At 72.9% G+C, this 19,331-nt stretch carries 17 protein-coding genes and 1 pseudogene; 7 read left to right on the top strand and 11 right to left on the bottom strand.

Annotated elements, in window-relative coordinates; translation table 11 throughout:
• Positions 1 to 118 precede the first annotated feature (118 nt).
• Together SYYSPA8_RS13100 and SYYSPA8_RS13095 are read right to left on the bottom strand one after the other, a co-directional pair.
• A complete protein-coding gene (locus SYYSPA8_RS13100; RefSeq protein WP_323447275.1) occupies positions 119 to 616 on the bottom strand; it encodes a hypothetical protein in 498 nt (165 codons plus the stop codon).
• A gap of 3 nt (positions 617 to 619) precedes the next feature.
• Entirely contained in the window at positions 620 to 2,506 is a 1,887-nt protein-coding gene (locus SYYSPA8_RS13095) for an integrase (RefSeq protein ID WP_323447274.1), read from the bottom strand.
• A gap of 74 nt (positions 2,507 to 2,580) precedes the next feature.
• Between SYYSPA8_RS13095 and SYYSPA8_RS13090 the strand changes: the two genes are divergently transcribed.
• Complete coding sequence (locus SYYSPA8_RS13090) at positions 2,581 to 3,495, top strand: phosphotransferase family protein (RefSeq protein WP_323447273.1); 915 nt, start codon at positions 2,581 to 2,583, stop codon at positions 3,493 to 3,495.
• Here the strand turns inward: SYYSPA8_RS13090 and SYYSPA8_RS13085 are convergent.
• From SYYSPA8_RS13085 to SYYSPA8_RS13050, 8 genes and pseudogenes are all read right to left on the bottom strand, one after another.
• A complete protein-coding gene (locus tag SYYSPA8_RS13085) occupies positions 3,492 to 4,862 on the bottom strand; it encodes a sporulation protein (protein ID WP_323447272.1) in 1,371 nt (456 codons plus the stop codon). The two genes, SYYSPA8_RS13090 and SYYSPA8_RS13085, sit on opposite strands and share 4 nt — an antisense overlap.
• A 361-nt stretch (positions 4,863 to 5,223) precedes the next feature.
• On the bottom strand, positions 5,224 to 5,433 hold the full coding sequence (locus SYYSPA8_RS13080) for a hypothetical protein (RefSeq protein ID WP_323447271.1): 210 nt from the start codon (positions 5,431 to 5,433) through the stop codon (positions 5,224 to 5,226).
• 396 nt (positions 5,434 to 5,829) lie between these two features.
• Positions 5,830 to 6,302, bottom strand: a pseudogene (locus SYYSPA8_RS13075) (hypothetical protein).
• Positions 6,303 to 6,416: 114 nt separating this feature from the next.
• Entirely contained in the window at positions 6,417 to 7,322 is a 906-nt protein-coding gene (locus SYYSPA8_RS13070; protein ID WP_323447270.1) for a phosphotransferase family protein, read from the bottom strand.
• 33 nt (positions 7,323 to 7,355) lie between these two features.
• Positions 7,356 to 8,756 (bottom strand): hypothetical protein, encoded by a 1,401-nt coding sequence (locus SYYSPA8_RS13065; RefSeq protein ID WP_323447269.1) that lies wholly within the window; start codon positions 8,754 to 8,756, stop codon positions 7,356 to 7,358.
• Positions 8,757 to 9,167: 411 nt separating this feature from the next.
• Positions 9,168 to 10,553 carry a hypothetical protein gene (locus tag SYYSPA8_RS13060; protein WP_323447268.1) on the bottom strand — a complete coding sequence of 462 codons (1,386 nt, stop codon included), beginning with the start codon at positions 10,551 to 10,553 and terminating at the stop codon, positions 9,168 to 9,170.
• 544 nt (positions 10,554 to 11,097) lie between these two features.
• Positions 11,098 to 11,670: a GNAT family N-acetyltransferase gene (locus SYYSPA8_RS13055; protein ID WP_323447267.1), complete on the bottom strand. Its 573-nt coding sequence runs from the start codon at positions 11,668 to 11,670 to the stop codon at positions 11,098 to 11,100.
• A gap of 24 nt (positions 11,671 to 11,694) precedes the next feature.
• Positions 11,695 to 13,041 (bottom strand): hypothetical protein, encoded by a 1,347-nt coding sequence (locus SYYSPA8_RS13050; RefSeq protein ID WP_323447266.1) that lies wholly within the window; start codon positions 13,039 to 13,041, stop codon positions 11,695 to 11,697.
• Between the two features lie 335 nt (positions 13,042 to 13,376).
• On the opposite strand from SYYSPA8_RS13050, the gene SYYSPA8_RS13045 reads away from it, so the two are divergent.
• Positions 13,377 to 14,111, top strand: coding sequence for an ATP-binding protein (locus tag SYYSPA8_RS13045; RefSeq protein ID WP_323447265.1), 735 nt, complete (start codon positions 13,377 to 13,379; stop codon positions 14,109 to 14,111).
• Between the two features lie 976 nt (positions 14,112 to 15,087).
• On the opposite strand, the gene SYYSPA8_RS13040 is transcribed toward SYYSPA8_RS13045, so the two are convergent.
• Positions 15,088 to 16,386, bottom strand: a complete 1,299-nt coding sequence (locus SYYSPA8_RS13040) for a helix-turn-helix transcriptional regulator (protein ID WP_323447264.1) — start codon at positions 16,384 to 16,386, stop codon at positions 15,088 to 15,090.
• Between the two features lie 327 nt (positions 16,387 to 16,713).
• Between SYYSPA8_RS13040 and SYYSPA8_RS13035 the strand changes: the two genes are divergently transcribed.
• From SYYSPA8_RS13035 to SYYSPA8_RS13015, 5 genes are all read left to right on the top strand, one after another.
• Positions 16,714 to 17,250 (top strand): hypothetical protein, encoded by a 537-nt coding sequence (locus SYYSPA8_RS13035; protein ID WP_323447263.1) that lies wholly within the window; start codon positions 16,714 to 16,716, stop codon positions 17,248 to 17,250.
• 238 nt (positions 17,251 to 17,488) lie between these two features.
• Positions 17,489 to 17,644, top strand: coding sequence for a hypothetical protein (locus SYYSPA8_RS13030; RefSeq protein ID WP_323447262.1), 156 nt, complete (start codon positions 17,489 to 17,491; stop codon positions 17,642 to 17,644).
• The gene (locus tag SYYSPA8_RS13025) at positions 17,644 to 17,901 is read left to right on the top strand and encodes a hypothetical protein (protein ID WP_323447261.1); all 258 of its coding nucleotides are present in this window, start codon (positions 17,644 to 17,646) and stop codon (positions 17,899 to 17,901) included. The genes SYYSPA8_RS13030 and SYYSPA8_RS13025 overlap by 1 nt, the downstream gene beginning before the upstream one ends.
• Positions 17,898 to 18,110 (top strand): DUF5999 family protein, encoded by a 213-nt coding sequence (locus tag SYYSPA8_RS13020; protein WP_323447260.1) that lies wholly within the window; start codon positions 17,898 to 17,900, stop codon positions 18,108 to 18,110. Before SYYSPA8_RS13025 ends, SYYSPA8_RS13020 begins: the two co-directional genes overlap by 4 nt.
• Before the next feature lie 109 nt (positions 18,111 to 18,219).
• Positions 18,220 to 18,741, top strand: a complete 522-nt coding sequence (locus SYYSPA8_RS13015; RefSeq protein WP_323447259.1) for a hypothetical protein — start codon at positions 18,220 to 18,222, stop codon at positions 18,739 to 18,741.
• Positions 18,742 to 19,331 lie beyond the last annotated feature (590 nt).

The raw sequence follows: 19,331 nt of genomic DNA, 5'->3' as shown, positions 1-19,331 counted from the left end.
ACCAGGGACTACGGCCGTACCGGCCACCGGCTTGCCCCGCCGCTGTCAGGCGGCGGGGCAAGACTCCCTGTCTACCGGCTCCTCCGCAGCAACGGATGGGCCGGAAGACGGGCAGGTCTCAACCGGACGAACCGTGCGGCGCGGTGGGGACCGTGGGCACCGGGAGTCGGCGAACGTTCCCACCGTCGCCGCCCTGCCTGCGCAGACGTTCGATCTCGTCGTGCTGAGCGGCCAGCCGGCAGATCGCCAGGGTCTTGAACTCCGTCAGCTCCGCCAGCTTCTCCTCCCTGGCCGCGATTCGGGTTTTCAGAGCGGCGTTCTCAGTCTTGAGCCGCTCAATGCGCGCGGCACGAGGGTCGACCATCGCTCCTGTTGCCTGGAGCTCTCGGACACGCTGGTCGAACTCTTCGGCCAGGTGCTGGTAGGTGCCGGGGCGGGTGGTGCCGTCGTGGTTCTTCTTGGGGTAGAAGCTGGTGCGGGTGACGCCCGCCAGGGTGGCGAGGGTCTTCAGGTCGGTCCTGTGGCCGGGTGGGAGGTTCCCGGCCAGGACCCGTTCGATAGCGGCGCGTATCGCGGCCTCGTTGCGGGTCTTGTCCTCTTCTGTGATCCGGGGCATTGCCTAGTCCTCTCCGGCCGCGGTGGCGGCGTCGATCGCGGCGACGACGCGCAGGGCACGGTCGCGTTCGGGTATCAGTCGCTTCTTCTCGCCCTGGGTGACCCGGGGGCTTTCGATGAAGATGTCGATGGCCTGGGCCTGCCCGGCCCATGCCGGCCGGTGGCAGGGATGGTGCGTGGCCTGCGGGCACCGGGCGGAGTCACACATTCCCACCAGCGGTTTCTTCGCGTCCGGGGTTCCGGCCAGCCGCAGGCACAGGGCTTTCGAGGGGTCGCGGAACCAGCAGAAGTTGGCCGGGCCGACGTGCAGGGTCCTGGCCTGCTTCCGCAGGAGGCTCTCCAGGTGGCGGTCGTCGTTGAGGACCTTCGGGTCGGTCCGGGCTGTCTCCTTCAACAGGGCATCGACGTGGCTGAATGCCTCGATGAGGCTTGTGGCGCCGGGTCCGGCGGGCATGATGCCCGCCTGGGCGTCGCGGAACGCCTCGACGGTGAGCTGGACGTGACGGGCTTCCTCGGCCTCTCTCATCTCGGCGTGGAACAGCCGCTGGGAGCCACCGGGCCGGGCGGCGTACCCCTCAGTTGTGGCCACGGAGATGTGCTTCAGAGCCACCTTCGCCGCCAGCAGTCCGCCCGGCCGCTCGGCGATGGAAAGGGCCAGAGTCCGCCGCAGCATCCGGGCATTGACCGGGCCCTTGGGAATGACGGGAAGCCCCCAGCGCTCCCCGTAGCCCGTGCGTTCCAGCCAGTCACGGAGGTTGTTCACCCGGTCGGGCAGGTCGACGGAGGGGAACAGCGCCGTCCCCCGCGGCCGGGCCAGCAGCCGCTCGGCGAGGGCGACGGCACGGTCGGCCTCCTCGACAACCACCCACTCGTCCGGCACCCCGCCGAACCTCTGGCCCTTGATCAGCCGTCCCGACAGCCGGAAGCGTCTGCCGCCACCGGGCGTGACCAGCGCCGGCCGACGGCAGCCCGCCTCGATCTCCAGCAGCTCGCTCGACCGCATTCCGGTCAGCGCGCACGTCAGCACCAGGCAGGCCGTGACCACATAGCCTGCCGTGGTCGGCAGGTCGTCCGCCGCGACGGGGGCCGTCCACAGGATGAGCGCCCCGTCGTTCAGCCGGGCGACCGCGGCCGTCTGCCGTGGCCATGGCCGCTGGAACCCCAGCTCGCCCGCAGCCTCGACCAGCAGGGGCAGCACCGCCTCCCGGGCTTCCCCTGTGACCCGGTTCGCTCCGACCCTACGGGCCAGCCCGCTCCAGCACAGCGCGCTCAGCGGCCCGTCCCCGCAGCGGCTGATGCGACGCGACATCTCCTTCTCCCCGACGGCGGGAAACGGCTCTCCCGCGGCCCGCATCTCGGCGATGACCCGTCGCAGCCCGGGCACGCGCGTCATCGTGACGCGGGGCAGCGCGCCGGCCACCGAAGTGTCCGCGCGGACCTCGTCCAGCAGGTCAGCAAAGTGCGGTCCGACCACGTCGACCATGAAGAGACAGGTCGCCAGCAGCGGCTGCAGGACGGCGTCCGGGACGGGGAGTGTCCGGTTCCCCGTCCGTGCGCGCCCGCTGACCCGGGCAGCCGTCCTGCCCTTCCACGGCATGAACCCGGCCGTGTAGCGGTCGGTGGACAGCAACTCGCCGTACAGCGCGAGGAGCTGGAGGACCTGGACGTGTTCGGCCACGGTTGCCGGATCCAGGCGGCGCCGTGGTCTGCCGGGAACGGGAACGCTCCAGCGCCGCTCTTCCAGATAGCGCTCGCACACCTCCTGGGTGACGTCCTCCAGGCTGTCGATCCCCGCCCCGGTCAGCCAGTTGAACCACTCGGTGCATCGCGGCCCGGGCCATCCCCGCCACCCCGGGACGGTGGTGGCCGGGATGCCTTCGCCGGAGGACAAGGCGTCGGTTTCACCGGCGCGGGTACCGTCGGTGTGACGGGCCGCGATCCTGTGAAAGAGGAGTTGACTCCGGGATGACGAACGATGTCGGCGGGGCACGGCCCGGGCTCACGTCCGCGAGCGCCGTCCGGCCGCTGGAACTGGCGTGCCGGGCTGCCGGGCTGGACAGCCGGGGCGCGGCCCTGATCCGGCTCGGTGAGAACGCGCTGTTCCGGCTGGCGGGTGCGCCGGTGATCGTGCGGATCGCGCGGTCGCAGGAGTATCTGCCGCAGGTGGCCAACGAGGTCGCGGTCTCCCGCTGGCTGGCCGTCGAGGGCTTTCCGGCAGCCCGGGTGGTGGAGGAGGTCGAGCAGCCGGTCGTGGTCGCCGGGCATCCGGTGACCTTCTGGCATCTGATCGCCGAAGGCGCCCGGAAGGCATCCTACGGGGAGCTGGGCGGCATGCTGAGGGCCCTGCACGCGCTGACGTTGCCGAAAGGGCTCCGGCTGCCTCCGTTCGATGTGTTCGGGCGGACGGATCTGCGGATCGAGCGTGCGGCGATCCCCGGGGAGGACCGGGTGTTCCTGCGCCGCCGGCTCCAGCAGCTGCGGGACGCGTTCGAGGCGGTGCGCTTCACCTCGGCCCCGGCGCCGGTCCATGGGGACGCCCATGTCCAGAACCTCATGGTCGACGCCGAAGGGCGGGTGGTCCTGATCGACTTCGAGAACTTCAGCTTCGATCACCCGGAGTGGGACCTGATGGTCACGGCCGTGGAGCACCACAGCCTCGGATGGCAGACACCGGCGCAGTACGCGGACTTCGTGGACGCCTACGGCCGCGACCTCCACGGCTGGCCGGGCTACGAGCTCCTGCGGGGTATCCAGGAGTTCCGGATGACGACCTGGCTCATGCAGAACGTGACCGAAGACGCCGTGGCGGCGGCTGAGTACCGGCAGCGGATCGCCTCCTTGCGGGACGATCTTGCGCCCCGGAACTGGCAGCCCGCCTAATCCTCTTCGTCCATCCGTGCGAGGGCCTCGCGTACCCGGTCGTGGAAGACGGCCACGCGCGGATGGCCGGCGTGGACGTCCACCTCCTGCTGGAAGCCGGTGACATAGCCCAGGAACCGGGTGGACTGGAGCGAATCCCCCTCATCGACCGCCACCGTCGCCGTGGCGAGGGCCGCTTCCAGCTCTCCGTGCAGCAGCAGGCTCTGGGCGAGAACCATCCGGCAGAAGCCCAGGGTGCGCGCGTACTGCGGGTCCGTGCCGGTGACGGCGCCCTGGGCGTGCCGGACGGCCTTGTGGTGCTGCTTCAGGTCCCGGAAGCAGTGCGCCAGCTCACCCTGCAGCTCGGCGGCATCGAAGTAGGCGAGCCAGCCAGGGTCATTCCCGGTGTCCGCCCGCTCGAAGTGGCGCTCGGCCTCGTTCATCGCACGCGCCGCGCCGACGGCGTCGCTGCCGCGCCCGAGGGCCCGTGCTTCCATCGCGGTGTAGAGGGACATCGCCCGGGGTGTGGCGTGGTGGCGCGCGCCTTCGACCGCGGCGCGGGCGAGGCGGAGGGCCTGGGGGTGGTGCCCCAGGTAATTCGCCTGGTGGCTGAGGTTCGACAGGATGCGGGCGCCGGCCATCCGGTCTCCTGTCACCTGGGTCAGCCGGAGGGTCGAGATCAGGTAGCGGTGGGCCAGAGCGTGCTTGCCGCTGTCGTAGGCGGTCCACGCGAGGAGCTGGGCGATCTCGGTTGCGGCACTGAACAGAGCGGTGCCGACCCTCTCACGGTGGTTGCCGGCGAGCATGGGCAGGACCTCGTGGCGGAAGTAGTGCCGCAGAGCCCGGTGCCCGTGGCCTCCGCCGTAGAGGAAGTCGAGCCTCATGAACATCCCACCGGCCGTTCGGATCGCGTGGACGTCCCGCATGCCGACCCGGCGAGCCGAAGCCTCTGCGGCCGGGACCCCGTCGGGCCGGGCGAGCATCCACGTCAGGACCGCCGAGTCGAGTCCGTTGTCGGTCGCGTTCACCGGGCCGGTCACCATAGTATTCGGATCGGTGCCCGCCAGGGCATCCAGGGCGGCGAGCGCCTCCTGAGCCGATGCAGGATATCCGTGCGCCGGGCCGGCCTGCGGCTCCGGGTCGCAGAGGAGTCCGAGGTCGGCCAGGGTGAGCCGCCTGCCGAGCTGGTCGCTGAGGACATCGCGCAGGATCGCCGCCGTCTGCGGTTGGATACCCGCCCCGGCACTCCACCGCTTGACGGAGACATGCGTGGTGCCCAGAACAGCACCTCGCTGGTGGGCGAGATCCCGCATCCGTTTCGCCAGACCTTTGTTCGAAGCCCCGGCCTCCGTCATCAGAGAGATCAGTAACTCGTTCGGCACTTCCATACCCCCGGCCATTCTGGGCAGCGACGACGCGAGCACTCATCGTGACACAGGCTGCGGGGGTGCGAGAGGGGGGTTCATGAGTGAACCCCCCTTCCACGCAGCCGTGTTCATGTGAACCCCCTGGTGAACACTCCCGGCCGAAGAGCCTGGTCGTTGACTCTCTGAAACGGGCAACAGCGGGCTCCACCCGCCACCCGGACGGACATGAGGAGGGGCCATGGCCAGCTGGCAGATCACATATCCCGCAGCAACACACCGCACTGCCGAGTCCCGCCTTCGTACGGTCAGGGACGGCTCCCACCGGCCCGGCCGAAGCGCAGGACAGCCGTCCTCGTCCGCTCACGCTCCGGAAGCCAGCCGATCAGACGAGCAGACGGCAGGTGAATCCCGCGCCCATCACACGTTCATGCGCCGAACTGTCCTCGCCGGGGACATCCTGCGGAACGCCAAGGCCGAACCGCGGACTTTCGGCGACCCGCTGAGGGCCACGGTGGAGCATGGCCACGACGAGCTTCTCGTCGCCGATGCCCGCGAGGCAGTCGTCAAAGCCGAGGTCCGCACACGCGTACACGAACCCCGCCCCGGCCGAGCATGTCGCCTTTCGTCACGGCATGGCGTGTTGATGACGCGATCGTTCGGCAACGCTGGACAGCGACCGCCGGCGGCACCGGTGACGCTGGTGCGCCCGCGAGACCCGGTCCCCCTTTCCCAGGACGTGACGTGCATGAACTCGCGTGGATTTCCGAGTCCTTGCGGCAGAGGGCTCACCCGGCCCTGCCGGGAGGCTGGCTACTCCCCCGGCGCGGCACCCTGCTCCCGTCCGCCCGGACGGCCAGCTTCGGCGGGTACCGGCCGTCGGACCTCGCGGAGCCCCGCCGCCAGGATGGGCAGTGCTGCTCTCGGGCTGGTGGTGGCGAGTGCTCCCGGGTGTGGGGCCGGTGGCGGGGTTCTGCCCGCTGGGGGTGGGTCAGCGGGTGGCTCCCTCGGGCCAGAGGATGGTGACCGGGGTGCTGCTGCGGCGGGCGTAGTGGACGACGTCGGCGGTGCCGCCGTAGCCCCGGGCGGGGCTACCGTCCCAGATGGCGATGAGCAGATCGCAGCGGTCGACGAGGAGTTCGCTGCCGGCCTGGTGGGCTTTCGAGGTGGAGCCGGTCATCCCGGTCCGGTGGACTGCGACAGCCTGGCTGATCAGGGCGTCGTAGTCGGAGTGGTGCCAGGCGGGGAGCCCGTCGCGGTACTCGTCGGCCGGGACGACGACCTCCAGCTGTCCTCCGGCGTTGAGGGCTTCCTGTGCCCACCAGGTGTCGGGGCCATCGGCGATGCAACTGACCGCGATCAGCTTGGACGGGCGGTAGCTCTTCGCCTGTGCGGCGAGGAGGCGGCGTAGTCCCCGGCGACGGGGGCGGGAAGTCCTCGGTGTCCGGTGATACCGACGCGCATGGGCGGGTCCTTTCGCTGCAGGTGGGCGGGGTGGTGGAGTGTGCCGTACCGCGGTTTCTCCATCCGGTACCGGTCTGGGCGGTCACGGCTGTGCCGGGTGACGGGGTGGGCTGGTCAGAGGATGCTCCACAACAGCCCGTGTTCCTGTTCGCGCAGTCCCTTGATGCGGCGTTGGACTTCGGAGAGCGACCCGGGGGTGTGGGCGGCCTTGCGGGCATTGGTGGTGATCATCCTCAGTTCGCGGATGTCGCGGAGGGTCTCGTACCCGGGCCAGGTGGTGATGTCGAGGCCGTAGGCGGCGGCGAATCCGGACCATTCGTTCGGGTCGTGGCCGAAGCGGCGGCAGTGGATCTCGACGGTGACCAGGTCCCATTCGGGCTGGCCGTGGGCGAGGGTGTCCCAGTCGCACAGCACCGTCCGGTCGCCGGCGGTGTCGTGGAGGGCGTTGCGGTGCTGGGGGTCGCCCTGAACGATGCCGGGCGCGAGGGCGTACTGCACCCGGGTCAGGGCGTGTTCGAGCCGGTCGGCGCGGTCGGTGAGGAAGGACAGCTCGTCGGTGTCGAGGGTGCGGGTCGCGGCCAGGGAGCGGCGGATCGCGCGGAGGTTGTCGAGGGCCCGGACGGGGACCGGTGGGGCAGGGAGCCGGTGGAGGGCAAAGAGCGGGGCGGCGAGGTCGGTTGCGGTGACCGGCTCCGGGGGCTGGGGGTAGTAGGTCCAGACCGTGGCGAGTGCTCCGCCGGTGAGCCGGAGCGGCTGCTCTGCGTGGGGGTGGAGGGGCACGGTGGGGAAGTCGTGGTCCTGGAGCCAGCGGACGAGCGCGATGGTGCGCTCGACGGCCTCTGCGGCGGTTCCCTTGCGGGCGATCTTGATCACGGCGGGGCCGATGCGGACGACGGCGTTGGTGTGGCCGCGCAACAGCTGGTGCTGCTCGTCGTCGCCGAGGCGCAGTTCGGCATGTGCCTGGGCGATCAGGGCGGTGAGTTCGGCGTTGCTGTAGCCGCCGGGTCGGGGTTCCGTCATGGTCCCCAGGCTGGATCAGAGGGGGCGGTGTTGTCATCCCGCGCCGGTCGGGAGCGCGAGTGCTTCCCCGAGTTCCCGGGCGCTCGGTGTGGTTCTCATCCGGGCGGGGACGGCGGCCAGGACGTCGTGGGCGCGTGCGCCGACGATGTCCGTGCGCTGGGCGGAGGGGAGTTCGAGGTAGGCGGCGGTGGCGAGCCGGCACGCCTCGGACAGGTGCTGCTCCCGGGCGAGGCAGATGGCGTGTTCGAGGTGGAGGAGGGCGGGGTCGATGCCCGGGTGGTCGCCGTACAGGGTGAGAGCGCGGCTCTGGACGCGGTCGGCTTCGCGGGTGTCGCCGAGGTGGGTGAGGGCGCCGCTGAGGTAGAGCAGGAGGCGGCGTTCGGGGAAGGCGAAGGCGTCGTCGGGGTCGCCGTCGGGGGCGCGGTCGAAGGCGTCGCGGGCAAAATGGATCGCCTCCCGGGCACGGGCGGCGTCGCCGTTGCGGGCCAGCGCGCGGGCTTCGGCCGCGGCAGCGAACGCCGCGGTGGGGCCGGGGCGGTGCCGGGCCAGTATGCGGGCCTCGCGGGAGAGCGTGACGGCGCTGGACAGCGGGCCGTAGTAGTAGGGCAGCATCGCGGCCTGGGCCCGGACGCGGGCGCGGAGGTCGGTGTTGGTGCTGTCGTCGGCGGCGGCGCGGGCGGTGGCGTACCAGGCGCGGGACTGGCGCAGGCGGCCGAGCTTCATCAGGGCGTCGGCGGTGAGCGTGGCGAGCGTGGCGAGCGTGGCGGTCATCTCGGAGAGCCGCATCTGGACCGTGGCGGGCTGGCGTTCAGCTGCCAGCATCTGGAGTTCGTCCAGTTCGGGGAGTATCTGTCCGAGCATGGGGATGGGCGCGGTGACGAGGTACTGGCGGCGCAGGTCGAGCAGCCGCTCCTCCAGCAGGTCGAGCTGGACGGGGCTGACGGAGGCGCGGGCCAGAGTCCGGTCCACACCGTGGCGGGTCTGGTCGAGGACCTGGTCGAGCGCGTCGGCCGCCGGCTGGAGGGCGCCGGGTGTCGAGGGGTGGTGGCCTGCCCCGGCCGTGCGGGGGTTCGCCGTCTGCGGGTTCATGGCGGGCGTGTAGTCGCCGCTCAGGCCGAGGCCCCCGGCGCTCGTCTCGTACAGGCGGCACAGCAGGTCGATGGTCTGGGCGCGAGGGCGCCGGGTGGGGTTCTTCTCCCAGATCCCGAGTTGGTCCTGGTCGACGCGGGCCGCTCCTGGAGTGCCCTGGGTCATGGTCCGGTAGGCGTCCACGGCCTGCTGGAGCGTCCAGCCGCGGGCGAGCCGGTGGGCCCGCAGAAGGCTCACCTCGCAGCACCGCGCGATGGCGGCGGCCGTCCGCTCAACAGACTGGCCCTCGGTCCCGGCCTGCTCACGCAGCCGAGCGGCGCAGGACAGCGGGTGCCGGGCAGCCATGTCGTCACCTCCGCGAACGGACTGAGCACCGAGTGTAGTGACACGGATGTGAACACCCGGCGGGTTTCCGTGACTTCTCACGGAAGACACGACCTGTTCCGTCACGTCTCACGGAATGCGGCAAGGCCCGTGAGACGTGACGGTTGCCCGCCCCCGCCCTGCTCGGTGAACCTGGCGTCCCTCTCCCGTCAGCCCGGCGTGCACTCTGCACTGGCCCCGTCTTACGGGCTCCCTGCTGCCCTGCTGGAGGCGCCGATGCTGTTGCACCGCCGCTCAGCCCCGCTCGCGGGCATCGTCCCAATCGACGATCCGGCCGGAGGCGAGACTCGGCCCGGCGTACAGGGCTCGGATGGTGAGGGTGAAGGTGGCCTCGGGCTGTGGTGCGCGGGGTTGCCTTCGTCGGGTCGGTTGTCAGTCGTCGTTCTGCAGCATGCGGGCGGCGCGCTGGTCGAGGCGGGCGGCGGGGCGGCTGCCGCGGGCGTGGAAGGGGGCGAGGTCGGTGCGGATGCGGGTGAGGGCTTTGCGGGTGCGGGCGGAGCGGACGCCGTCCATGTGGTCGAGGTCCTCGTTCCAGGTGGTGCAGGCCGCGTCGATGCTTCCGTGGCGCAGTTGCTGTTCGACGGCGGCGACGAGGTCGAGGGCGATGATCCTGGCGTAGGTACCCGGGGGGCGGGTGCGGGCGGCACGTGTGTAGAAGGCGGCTGCGGTGTGGTGGTCGCCGAGGGTTTCGTGGACTTTCGCGGTGCGGGAGTGGACGGATGCGGCGGGCGGGCCCCAGGCCAGGGCCCAGAACGGGGTCGGGTCGCCCGGGTTGGTGGTGAGGAGGGTGTGGGCGCGGTCCGTTTCGGTGAGGGCGGCGTGGGACTCTCCCACCTTGGCGAGGGTGTGGGCGTGGACGATGCGGAAGAGGGCTTCGGTGGTGGCGTCCACAGTGCCTCGCGCCTGGGCGAGGCCGGTTTCGGCGAGTTCGCGGCAGTGCTCGGGGCGGTGGAGCTTCATTCCCTGCATGGCCATGGTGCGCATGACGAATCCGTCGTGGCCGGGGAGGCCGGAGGCTGCGGCCAGGGCGTAGGACTGGAGGTAGTAGCGCTGGGCGAGGCCTTGCCGGCCGGCGTCGTAGGACTTCCAGCCCAGCAGGTGGACGGCGCGGCTCGCGGCGGACAGCATCTGGGCGCGGACGTCCTGGGTGCGGAAGCGGGCGCGGCACAGGGTGGCGATGTCGTCGCGGAGGTACTGGGCCAGGGCGGTGCGTCCGTGGGCGCCGCCGTGGCGTTCGTCCATCGCGGAGAAGGCGGTGACCATGTCGCGGACGGCGGCGACTTCGGGCATGCCGACGGTGCGGCCGGTGTGTGCGGCGCGGGTGCGTTGGGCGATCTCGGTGACGTGGGTCAGGGGCAGGGCGGCTGCGGCCACGGAGTAGGCGGAGGTGCTCAGGAGGCTGCGGCGGTCGATCTCGTTGCTCCACAGGGGCATCAGGGCATCGATCGGGTCGGTATCCAGGGTCAGTCCGGGGTGCCCGGTGGTGTCGTCGGCACGGCGGGTGGTTGCGAGGCCGATGTCGGCGGGTGTGATGAGGCGGCCGAGTTTCCGCGCGAGCGTCTCGCACAGCAGGGGCACCGCCCGGCCCGAGGGCTGTGTCCCGCCGACCCACATCGATACATGCGAGCGGGTGACGGACAGGAGTTCCCGCGCCCCCGTCTCCTGGGCGACCTTCACGAAGTGGCGGGCGGTCTGGTCCTGGGACCAGCCGGTCTCCTGGATGACCGCGGCGAGCTGGGTGTTGCGTGTGCGGGCCATGGCGCGCTCCCCGGTACCGGAAGGATCTTTGGCAGGTTTGGCGGGGCCGGCCCCGCCGGCGGGGTGCCCCCGCGGCTGCTCTCACGGTTTCCTCGACGTGACCACGATATTCCGCAGCGACGCCGGCGCCGGGGGATTCGGCGAACTCGCCTGCCCCGGGCGCCCGCTCCCCCTGGGGTCCGCCCCCGGGCGCCCGCGGCCGCCTCACCCCCACTCCACCGCGGCGCGGGCCCCAACGCCGTTCATTCCCCTTCCCGATTTCTCCGTTGGAGGTCTGTCGTGACCAGCTGTGCGCCGCCCGCTGTCGTCTACGCCTGCGGCCCCTCCACGATGGCGAAGCCGGCAGGTCTGACCCAGGTGGTCACGGTGCGACGGCCCGTATGCGAGTGGCCGCCGCAGGTGGTGGGGGCCGTTCCGGGAGCGGCCCGGCCCCGGATGAGGACCGTGACGGCCGGGCGCGGGCGCCGGACCACACCGCCACTGCCCGGGGCTGGGGCGGGTGGTTGGTTGGTCCGCGGGGCGTTGGGGGCCTCGGGGCGCCGGGTCAGGTGGTGCCGGGCTGTGTGTTGCGGTTGGTGGTCCATTCCCGTTCGAGGATGGCGTGGACGATGGAGTCGCGCCAGGCGCCGTTCTTGTGGATGTGTTCGCGGATGCGGCCCTCTTCGGTCATGCCGGCGCGTGCCATGGTGCGGGCGGAGACCTCGTTGTGGGGGGAGCGGGCTCCCCAGACCCGGTGGAGGCCCAGGTCTTCGAACGCGAGGCCGAGGAGCAGGCGGACGGTTTCGGTGCCGTACCCGTTCCCCCAGGTGGCGGGGGTGAGGGCGAAGCCGATGGTGGCGGCTTGTTGCTGGTGGGGGTCGAGGGCGAGGCGGGCGTAGCCGGTCAGCTGGTCGTTGTGCCGGGTGGTGACGGCGAGCGCGTACTCGGTGCGGGGTTCGGCGGTGGCCGAGGTGATGGAGCGTTCGACGATGCCGGTGACCTGGTCCCGTGTCCGGGGTGTGAACGAGAGGTGTTCGGTGGCCCGGGGGTCGCTGTAGATGGCGAGGACATGGTCGGTGTCGTGGGGGTGGAGTTCGCGCAGGGTGAGGCGCTCGCTGGTGCGGCTGACCGGGTACATGCCCGGGGACTTTACCGGCTGGGGTCAGCGGGTGAGGGCGGGCCGGGTGGGGCCGGTGGAGCTGTACGCCTCGATTTCCTGGTGCAGGTCGCGGGCGGTGCGGGCGTCGCGGGCGGGGCTGTGGGTGAGGGCGGTGGCGACGCGGCCGGCGGAGACGATGATGCCGAGGTTGCGGCGGGTGGGTTCGAGGTCGAGGACGGGGCGTACGGCTTCGGCGGCGCCGTCGAGCTGGTCGCTGTTGAGGCGGGTGAGGGCGAGGTTGCACTGGGCTCCGGCCTGGTCGCCGAAGGCCCAGTGGGTGGCCTGGGGGTTGCTGAAGGCGTGGGCGGCGGTTTCGGCGAGGGTGAGGACGTCGGTTCCCCTGTGGTTGAGGAGGACGCGGGTTTCGACGGTGTAGTAGAGCTGTTTGGCCTCGGGGAAGGTGAGCAGGCCGCCGAGGTGGTCGAGGTCGTCGGGGACGACGCGCTGGCGGAGGGTGTCGGCGCGGGTGAGTGCCGTCGTGGCGGATTCCTCGTCTCCCAGGAGGGCTGCGGCGCGGGCTTCGAGGGCGGCGAGCCAGACGGTGACGGTGCCGCGGGAGTCGTGGCATGCGGCGGCGCCCTGGCGGGCGTAGTGGAGGGCCTGTCCGGCCTGGTTCGACCAGTAGGAGATGAGGGATTTCAGTCCCAGGGTGAGGCCGATGAGGCCGGTGTGTTCGGCCCACTGGGCGGCGACGCCGGCGGCGCGGGCCTGGGTCATGGCCAGGCGGGCGTCGCCCATGTCGTGGCAGCCCTTGGCCATGTGGAAGGAGAGGATCGTGGCGAGGACTCCGAGGTCGCGGCCCTGGGAGGGCCGGATCCGTCCGCCGTCGATCAGGCGGAAGACCTGGTCCTGGGTGGCCGCCAGTTCGTCCCAGATGGCGGACAGGGGGACGCGGGGGTAGTCCTCGACGATGGCGGCGACCTTGTCGGTGACGAGGCCGAGGGTTTCGGGGCCGATCTGCCCGTGTTCGGCGCCCATGGCGAAGTCTGCTGCGCGCTGTGCGGCCATCACTGCCGTCCTTCTCATCGTGTCCGGGACCGTGCTCTGTTCGGCACGGCCGTCGGCGGCGGTGTTCTCGCGCTCGTGCGCGAGAACGGAGGCTGCCGGGCTCCAGAGGGCTTCGACGCTGTACCCGAGCCAGTGCCGGAGCACGCGGCGGGCGTCCCGCTGCGGCTGCCGGCGCCCGTAGTACCAGCCCTCGAACGTGGTCAGGGCCGGGTCGAGGTTCCGCAGAGCCGGCTCGTTCCCGATGTCCGCCAGCTCGTCCGCGGCCTTGCGGAAACCGGGGAGGAACGCCCGGTGGTCACCCAGCCCTCGCTGGTCGAGCAGGTAGCGAAAAAGGGTCGTCATCCGGCTCTTCCCTCCTGTCCGCCCTCCCGCGCGCCTCGGCGGCGGGAAGGCTCCTCGGCGGTCAATGTTCCCTGTCCGGGGGCGGGTTACATCCCCCTGGGCGATTCCGGGGGAAGTCCGGGGGAAGTCCGGACCGGCGCGTCATCCCCGGGCCCGGTTCCGGGGGCGGAATGAGGGTGGATCTGATGCCCCGGCAGTTGCAACCCTTTCCCTCTCCCCTCGCGGAGAGTGCCCGAGCCCCCTCGGGGAGTGACACCGCGGCGGGTGCGGAGTCACCCGTGGCCACCGACACCACCCCAACCCCCACGTCCGTTCTTCCCTGCTGGAGGTCTGTCGTGACCAGCTGTGCGCCGCCCGCTGTCGTCTACGCCTGCGGTCCCTCCGCGATAGGAGCGCTGGCGGGTCTGGCCGCTGCCGCTGAGGACCGCGGCTACGCGGTGTGCGGGGCGGTGAGCGACTCGGTCGCACCCTACGGGCAGCTGGCCTCCCGACCCGGGTGGGCGCGGGTGGGCGGGATCGCGGGCGGGGCCGCGCCGGTGCTGGTGGTCGCCTCCCGCCGCGATCTGGGGCCCTGCCCGCCCGTGGTGCGCGTGGTCGAGCTCGCGCCTGTACCGGCTGCCGGACGCAGCACGGGGGTGGAGGCGGTGTGGTGTTCCGTGTTCCCGGGGGAATTGTCGCAGCTCGGCTCCGCGCGCCGGCTGGTGCGGGCGTTCCTGGGACCTCGGACCACTACGGGCTGTGCGTGGGATGCCGATGAGGTGGGGCTGGCGGTGCACGAGCTGGTCGCCAACGCGACCCGGCACGGGTCGACAGCGGGTGATCCGGTGGTGCTGACGCTGCGGTGGGCGCGGTGGTTCCTGGAGGTCGCGGTGGAGGACCGCTCACCGGTGCTGCCGTGTGCGCGCCCGGCCCAGGCCGGGGCCTGCTCCGGGCGGGGCCTGGGCATCGTGGCCGGCGTCGCCCACTCCTGGGGCTCCCGCACCAACCACGCCCGCCCGGGCAAAACCGTGTGGATGCGTGTCGAACACGACCGTCCGCCCCGCCCCCGGTTCTTCACCAGTGCCGCGTGACCGCGCCCCGGCCCGGCACGCGCCCGACCCTCGCCGGGTGCCCCTCCTCCATTCCGTCTTGTGTTCCGGAGTCCTCATGCCCCTCTTCCTGTCTCGCCTGCCGGCCGGCACCGGTCCTGTGCCGCCGCCCCGGGGCCGCGACATAGCCGCCTCATTCACCGCCGACGAGAACGTGATGGGCGTGGCCGTGGAGCGGCCCCGGGGCCCGGGCTCCGGGACTCGGCGGACCCGCCGGTCCGGCCCGCCGGCCGGCGTGGTGTCCGGGCGCGGCAGGGGGCCGTGATCCCGACTGCGCCTGTGAGCAGCCGTCCCGGGTGTATCGATCGCCTCTGGCCCTGCCGGCACCCGCGTGGTCACGGGTCCGGAGGGGGTCGTTCCGGGTCGGTGTGGTCCGGCGGTCCGATTCAGCCGTGGGCTCCGCACACCCACCGGCAGTAACGGCCCGCCGGCCTGCGGGCCCCGACCTCCGAGGGTCCGGTACGGGTGGGCTGCCCCCCACCGGCCGGCCCCGGGGTCTGGGGCGAGAGCGGTGCCGTCGTTCTTCGTGGACGGGCCCGCGCTCCCGGCTGCCGCACCAGGGTCTCGGGAACCCGGGGTGCGGCAGCCGGTCCGCCCACCCTCTCCCCGCCCGTCCCGAACCTGTACTTCCGTTCCATCGGACTTGAGGAACCAGCACATGATCCAGCCCCTGTCCCACCACCCGGCGGCACGCCCCGCCCCGGCCCTGCCCTCGCCCATGCCCGCTCGTGTACGGCCGTCCCGGCCGGCCGGGTCGTCCCGCAGTTGGGACCCGGGGCTGCTGGCGTGCGCGGCGCGGCCGGGGGCGGTGGTCCGGCGGGGTCGGTGCGGAAGCTTGGTCGCCGTGCAGGTACGCAGGGATTCTCGTGTGCGGGCCGGGGCTGCGGCCGGCCGCGCCGTGTTGAGGGTGCGGGGTGCCGGGGCGAGGGTTGTTGGTGGGGTTGTGGGTGGGGGGTGTTCAGGCGGAGATGGGCCGGAAGGCGTGTTCGAGTTCGTCGCGCAGGGGGGTGTTGTTCCAGCGGCTCATTCTGTCGCGGAGGGTGCGGAGTTCGCCGATGTGGCGTGCGGAGCGGGTTTCGGCGGCGATCCGCGCGGATTCGGTGGCCAGCGCGAGGGCTTGTTCGGGTTCGCCGAGGGCGGCGTGGGCGGTGGCCTGGCGGGCGAGGTAGATCCCGGCGCGGCGGCGGGCGGTGTCCGGGACGGCGGCGGTGACGCGTTCCCACAGGGGCTGGGCCCGGGAGTGGAGGCCCAGGCGGCCGTAGCAGGTGGCGCGCTGGATGTCGAAGAAGTGCGGGTTGCCGAGGGCGGCGGTGCGGCCCCAGGGGGTGGGGGGGTTCTCCGGGCGGGTGTGAGCGGTGTGCTGGGCGGCGTCGAGGAGGGTGTCGACGGCGGTGTGGTCGCCGAGGAGCGAGTGTCCGTGGGCCTGCTGGTAGGTGAGCTGCATGCGGGCGATGGGCGGCAGGCCGGTGAGGTGGAGGCCGCGTTCGCACAGGGTGATGGAGGCGTGGCCGTCGCCGAGTTCGACGTGGAGGTAGGCGAGGTTGGCGAGGGTGTAGGCGTGCAGGTCGGGGTCGTCGGCGGTCTGGGCGTCGGCGAGGGCGGTGCCGTGCCAGGAGCGGGCCTGCTCCCATTGTCCGGCGTCCTGGTGGAGCCATCCGGCCAGGACGGCATAGGCGGCCCCGACCCGGGTGAGGTCGTGGCGGACGGGGCCGGTGGCCTGGCGGCACAGGGTGCTGATGAGGCGGTACTGCTCGGAGACGGTGCCCAGCAGGTCCAGGGGGCCGAGGAGCATGTCGGCGGTGTAGTGGCCGTTGAGCTGCTGGGTGAAGTAGCCGACGAGCTGGGCGTCCACGCGGCCGGGGGCCGGGGCGGCGAGGGCCGGGGTGCTGGCGGCGAGGGCAGCGGCCGGCCCGGCCGCGAGGAAGTGGCGGCGTTTCACGGGGTCCTCCGGAAGTGGGTCGGGCCAGGTCCGGACAGTGGCGGCGGGGTGGCCGGGGGGCGGGGTGAATCCGAGGTGTTCGGGTCCGGTCCCGAACACGGCGCGCAGCACGATGGCGGTGTCGGGGCGGGGCCAGCCGGGGATGGCGGACTCCCAGCGGCGCCAGGTCCTGGGACTGATGTGGAAGTAGGGGTCGCCCAGGACACGCTGCCCGATCGTGCTGATCTGGTCGGCCGCCTGTTCCTGGGAGTACCACCCCTGGTCCGTCCGGGCCGTCCGCAAGGCCTCGTTCGTGTTCGCGTTCCCTGGGCTCGCCACGCCTTCACGGTAGCGGCGAACACAGCATGTCTCCACGGCACTTGGGCGATCGGGTGCCGGGTGTCCGCAATGGCCGCTCAATGGCCGGTCGGCGGCCGCCCGGTGGACGGCCCGTGGCCTGGCCCTCAGGCGGCCGGGCCGGTTGCATGGCCTGCACGCGCCGGAGCCCGGCCACCCGGTGCCCGGAAGGTGGCGCAACCGTCCGTGTACGGGTCCGGCCCGGCGGTCGGGGCGCGGACGCTCCGTCCCCCGTGTTCCCGTCCGCCGCCGGGATCCGTGCCCCGCGTTCACGGAAGTGCCGTCGCCCCTCGTCTGGAGAAACCGCCCATGCCCCACCGCTCCCCCGCCACCCGGCCTTGGCCGCCCCGCACCAGCAACCCGTCCGCGCTGCTGGACGCCTACACCCGGGTCCTGGGCTGGTCCCTGTCCGTGGACGATGTGCCGTGCACGGCCCGCGAGGCGGCCGAACGACTGGAGCGGCTGCCGGATGCGGTGGTCAGCACGGAGTGCCGGGGTTTCGACGTGATCGCCCTGCCGGCGAGGGTGAGCCGGATCGCCGCGCTGCACCTGGAGCGGGACGAGGACCTGGACCGCGAGGGCGTGGTGGTGCCCGCCTTCCACAGCGAGCCGTCGCTGATCCTCCTGGTCCGGGCGGGGACCTCCGAGGAGGTGTCCGGTCTGGAGGGGCTGCGATGGATCGCGGAGGGCGGCGACCTCGTCGTCCCGCCCGGCCGGGGCCTGGCCTGGGACACCCCGCCCTGGAAGGCGGCACGCCCCGAACCGGCCCCCTTCCCCGACGCGGCCCGCCTGAAGGACACCCTCACCACCGCCCTCGCCGTCCGGGACAGCCCTCCCCCGCCCTGAACCACCGCCCGGGCCGGGCCCGTCGGCCCTCCGGCACCGCCACCCGGGGCCGGCCCGGCCCCGCGCGCCCCGTCCCACCTGTCCTGTCCGTCTTCTTGCGCCTCCTGATGTGTCTGGAGTGATTGCTATGTCGTTTGTTGCTGTTGTTGTTCCGTTCCCGGGCCGTCCGCCGTCGTTAACGCCCCGAAGTCCGTGGCCCGTGAGCGTCCCGCGCGGCGGCCGGCCGAAGCCTGCACCCGTGCCGGTCCGGGATATCCCCGGTCGTGATGTCCGGGCCGCGGAGCGGGCCCTGGTGGTGGCGGGTCTGCTGCTGGACGGGGAGGGCCCGCTGCCCATCGGGGGCCGGACCAGGTCCCCCGCTTCCACCGCGAACTCGCCGCTCTCACCGCGCTGATGCTGGACGGCCGCGCCGAGCCGCCGCCCGGGCGGGACGGCGACGACGAGCGCGATCTGGTCGCGCGCGCCCGGATGATGATGCCCCGGCCCGGGCACGACAACTCCACGCCCGCCGGCTCCGCCGCGGGGGTGGCTGCTGCTGCGGTCGCGCTCGTGAAGCTGGCGGAGAGCGCGCGCGAGGCCGCCCTCCTCGTGGCCCCCGGCCTCCCGGACAGGGGTACGGGGCTGCGGCTGGTGCCCGGAGGTGTGCTGTGACCTCCCCCGCCTGCCCGCACACGCCGCCGTGCCCGGAGCCGGACGCGAAGAACGGCGCCAACGCCCACACCGTCACCGTCAACACGGTCCAGGGCTGGGTCCTGTTGTGCAACGGGGTGCTCCTCTTCGAGGACACCGGGGCCCTCCTGCCCGACGGCCAGGTCATCGCCCCGTGCCGTCCCACCGGCATGCGGCCGGTGGCGGCATGACCGGCACACCGCCCCACACCGCCCCGCTGCCGGCCGCGGGCCCGCCCCGCGCACGTCGCCGTGCCGCGGTGTCGCGACGGCCGGCCGCCGCACACTTCCGGAGGTCCCTGTGAGCACCGTTCCTTCGTCCTGGCCTCCGGGCCCGGGTGACCCGTCGGCGCTGGAGGCCGTCTACCGCGAGGTCCTGGGCTGGCCGGTGGCCCACCGGCCCACCGACGACGCTGGTGATGCGGGTGATGTCCAGCTGGGCGTCGTCTGCGGGCTGTTCGACGCGGTCGTGGTGCCGTCCGTGGTGGCCGATCTCCTCACGCGGATCGCACCGGACGGCGCTGCCGCCCCGGTCATGGCCGTGGACGCCGAGTGGACGGCGCTCCTGGTCCGGCCGGGCACGGGACACCGGATGGTGCGGTGCGGCGGAGAGGTGCTGACGGGACCGGAGCAGTGGATGGCGCTCCCGCCCACCGGCGGCCGCCGCTGGCTGGTCCCGCCCTGGCACCCGGACCGCCCCGAACCGCTCCCCCTCTCCTTCTACGGCCCCAGCCCCGGCACCCGGCCTCCTGCGGGCGCGCGCCGCCTGGGCCGCCGGGGCTGCCGGGGCCGCTTCCTCACCCTCGGCCGACGCCCGTCGTAAGGGCCCGGGCCGCTCCCGGCCCGGCGTGGACGCCGGACCCCCTGACACCTCCTCCCCCCTCGTTCCCCCTGAGACCTCTGGAGTGAACCGATGCCTGTGGTCAGTGCGCGGCTGCCCGGACTCGACACGCCTGCCGTGCCGGTGCAGCGCTCCGGCGGTCCCGACCACCCCCCGGATCACGACCTGACGACCGCACCGCCGCCGTCTGCGCCCCCGGCGGCCGCAGACGGCCCGGGTCCCGCAGCCCGCCGGCCGCCCGGTCCCGGATCCCCGGACCCACAAACCGCCGCCCCGCCCGGAACAGGCCCGGCCGGAGCGGCGGGAGCTGCAGGCCCGGCCGACCCGGTGGGCCCGGTGGGAGTGGCGGTTTCCGGCCGGCACAGGGCGGAGGGCGGAAACCGTCGCCGGGCCGTGCCGGCGGGCATGGCCCGGGTGGGCGGGCGTCTGCGGTCGGTGGTGTCCCGGGTCCTCGGCGGGCGCGCGCCGGGTGTGTTCCGGGCCGGCCGGCCGCCCGGCCCCGGACCGGAGCCGCACCCTCCGGGTGCGGGGGCCGCGGCCGCCGGCGAGGACCGTGCCCGGGCGGCCGGCGT

The sequence above is a fragment of the Streptomyces yaizuensis genome (assembly GCF_034961445.1).
Lineage (GTDB): Bacteria > Actinomycetota > Actinomycetes > Streptomycetales > Streptomycetaceae > Streptomyces > Streptomyces yaizuensis.
The sequence above is the reverse complement of the archived record's forward strand: the minus strand, read 5'-3'. Positions and strand labels throughout refer to the sequence as shown.

Excerpts from the sequence above, each read along its gene's own strand:
- SYYSPA8_RS13070 (WP_323447270.1), bottom strand. The coding sequence starts at position 7,322 with ATGACGGAACCCCGACCCGGCGGCTACAGCAACGCCGAACTCACCGCC.
- SYYSPA8_RS13060 (WP_323447268.1), bottom strand. The coding sequence starts at position 10,553 with ATGGCCCGCACACGCAACACCCAGCTCGCCGCGGTCATCCAGGAGACC.
- SYYSPA8_RS13090 (WP_323447273.1), top strand. The coding sequence starts at position 2,581 with ATGACGAACGATGTCGGCGGGGCACGGCCCGGGCTCACGTCCGCGAGC.
- SYYSPA8_RS13025 (WP_323447261.1), top strand. The coding sequence starts at position 17,644 with ATGCTGGACGGCCGCGCCGAGCCGCCGCCCGGGCGGGACGGCGACGAC.
- SYYSPA8_RS13065 (WP_323447269.1), bottom strand. The coding sequence starts at position 8,756 with ATGGCTGCCCGGCACCCGCTGTCCTGCGCCGCTCGGCTGCGTGAGCAG.
- SYYSPA8_RS13055 (WP_323447267.1), bottom strand. The coding sequence starts at position 11,670 with ATGTACCCGGTCAGCCGCACCAGCGAGCGCCTCACCCTGCGCGAACTC.
- SYYSPA8_RS13035 (WP_323447263.1), top strand. The coding sequence starts at position 16,714 with ATGCCCCACCGCTCCCCCGCCACCCGGCCTTGGCCGCCCCGCACCAGC.
- SYYSPA8_RS13050 (WP_323447266.1), bottom strand. The coding sequence starts at position 13,041 with ATGACGACCCTTTTTCGCTACCTGCTCGACCAGCGAGGGCTGGGTGAC.
- SYYSPA8_RS13100 (WP_323447275.1), bottom strand. The coding sequence starts at position 616 with ATGCCCCGGATCACAGAAGAGGACAAGACCCGCAACGAGGCCGCGATA.
- SYYSPA8_RS13085 (WP_323447272.1), bottom strand. The coding sequence starts at position 4,862 with ATGGAAGTGCCGAACGAGTTACTGATCTCTCTGATGACGGAGGCCGGG.